This is a genomic window from Psychromonas sp. (assembly GCF_983033635.1).
Genome location: NZ_CEZLMY010000316.1, coordinates 1 through 2,022 on the forward strand (window position 1 = coordinate 1; position 2,022 = coordinate 2,022).

The 2,022-nt window shown below is 34.0% G+C and carries 3 protein-coding genes; 2 read left to right on the forward strand and 1 reads right to left on the reverse strand.

What is annotated here, in order from left to right; genetic code table 11:
* A partial coding sequence (locus AC4GME_RS18920) for a class I SAM-dependent methyltransferase (RefSeq protein ID WP_490380055.1) occupies window positions 1–586 on the reverse strand: 586 nt, incomplete at its 3' end.
* 164 nt (window positions 587–750) lie between these two features.
* On the opposite strand from AC4GME_RS18920, the gene AC4GME_RS18925 reads away from it, so the two are divergent.
* Both AC4GME_RS18925 and AC4GME_RS18930 read left to right on the forward strand, forming a co-directional pair.
* The gene (locus AC4GME_RS18925; protein ID WP_490380056.1) at window positions 751–1,098 is read left to right on the forward strand and encodes a hypothetical protein; all 348 of its coding nucleotides are present in this window, start codon (window positions 751–753) and stop codon (window positions 1,096–1,098) included.
* 267 nt (window positions 1,099–1,365) lie between these two features.
* Window positions 1,366–1,875: a DUF1993 family protein gene (locus tag AC4GME_RS18930; protein WP_490378617.1), complete on the forward strand. Its 510-nt coding sequence runs from the start codon at window positions 1,366–1,368 to the stop codon at window positions 1,873–1,875.
* Window positions 1,876–2,022: the final 147 nt, after the last annotated feature.

Below are 2,022 nucleotides of genomic sequence, written 5' to 3' on the forward strand. Positions count from 1 at the left end.
CTCCTTTGGTATCTTTGACATGTTTATCACGATCTACATTACGTATTTTGTATTCTGGAAACATTTTTATATCAAAAGGTATCGAGCCTAAATAATGAATATCTGTCTGCAAATGAAGAGCATTTTCGATATTCCATTGACGATATGGTTTTACATCTTTGGAGGTAATAAAACACAGCTGTTGGCCATTGGGATCGAGAAAATGGTTAAATGAATTAATTAAGAAATCCCGCAATAAACGGCGATTAAGGGTGTTGATATTAAGCTTGGCACAGCGGTTTTGATATTCAGAAAAAGAGCTAAAAGCTGGCAATAATGGGAATTGAAATATCACCAAATCAAAACTATTCTTTGCTAAACCAGCCCAAGAGTTTGCATTGCAGACATCAAATTCAAACAAAACAGGGTTATTTTTCATTTTCAGTTGATGGTAAAACTGATCGCCATATTTACCACTCATGGTGGATAATGAATCATAAACAGTTGCAGTTAAAGAGGCTGGCTGGTGGTGGTTTAATAAAGCGTTTGAAAATGATAAATCACCATCTCCTATGGTTAAAATTCGCCACTGTTTTTTTATGATCATTCTGTTTAACTCTATAAGGTAAATTGACAGGGTTAATTTAACATTTTATGGGAAGTATTATAAATAAAGTTAACTCGGATTTTACTATTATATAAATATGATTCCTCTATTCATAATTTGCCGAGCGATTTAAAATAAAGTGAGCAAACTATATGGTTAATAAGTTGCTGTTTAAATATTTTTTGTTTTTTTTCTTATCTGTTTTCATAAGCTGTGCTTGTGCATCACAAACGGTAACGAAAGATAGCGCCAATGAAGCTTATGAAATTGGTGCTATGGTACAAAATATCCAAGTTGCATTAAAAGCTCCTAATGATCAGCAATCGTTACAGACGATAATCAATTATGGTACAGATTCACGTTATTATATGATGATCCGAGGCTGGTTATTTCAAGAATTAGTTGCTGTTGAAAGCCAATTACATGCCAGTAAAGAAGCCAAAATCAGGGCGAAATTTCAAAATAAATCCAACTTTTTAAAACAAGCAATTAGGGCTATTGATTTAGAGTAACTGTCTTGCTCAGGAGTAAAATGGCTCAATGAGCCAAAATAGAATCTTTTCGGCAAAGATTCTGTGATTTCGTAATCGGCTCGATTCGCTTTGCTGTTTATGCTTGCCGTGTTATAACTTCCAATTTCAGGGCTGAATTTTTCAAATTAAGTTTGAGTAGTGTATTTGTAAAGCTCTCTTATAAATCAGCTTGCATTAGATATTACATCCTATTGTTATTTTTACTCTATCATTTACAGCTGTTAGATAATTTTCCGGAATTAGAATATGAGCATTAATCAAAGCGCGCTTTTTCTGCGCTATTTAAAACAGTTGAGCAAACTAATCGATAAAATTGAGATGCATGAAAATGGAAATGCAGAAATTCTTAATACACGTTTGTCAGACTGTATGTTTCCACTTTTAACGCATGCAAGAATAGCCGCCAATTTTTCTCTTAGAGCTTGCTGTGCTACTGCAGAGGTAGAGAGAGTCACCTTCGATAATAATGAAATATCATTTTCAGGGTTGAGAAAACAGCTATCAGAGACTATTGCTTACATACAAACATTAACTTCTGCAAAAACAGATCAATCTGATAATAAAGTGCATGATAAAGCGGGCATTATCGACATCTATTTACCCAAATTAGAGTATGTAGATTCCTTTGCGTTACCGAATTTTTTCTTTCATCTCAGTATGGTATACGCCACGGCTCGGAATCAAGGCGTTCCAGTTAGTAAGGGAGATTATGATGGCTATCATAGTTATCCAGACGGTTTTTCATTTGATAAATGAGAAAAGGAAAAGCTTTAATGAAGTAATAAAAGCACCTTGCGCTTTCTTTGAGGAACAGCTGAACCTAAATCTTACGTATTTTGTACGTTATTATTTTCTACAGGCATAAAAAAAACAGCAATAAGCTGGTTAGTTTATCTCTTTACC

What these genes read in the sequence shown, in the direction of transcription:
- AC4GME_RS18930 (WP_490378617.1), top strand. Translation starts at nt 1,366, where the DNA reads ATGAGCATTAATCAAAGCGCGCTTTTTCTGCGCTATTTAAAACAGTTG.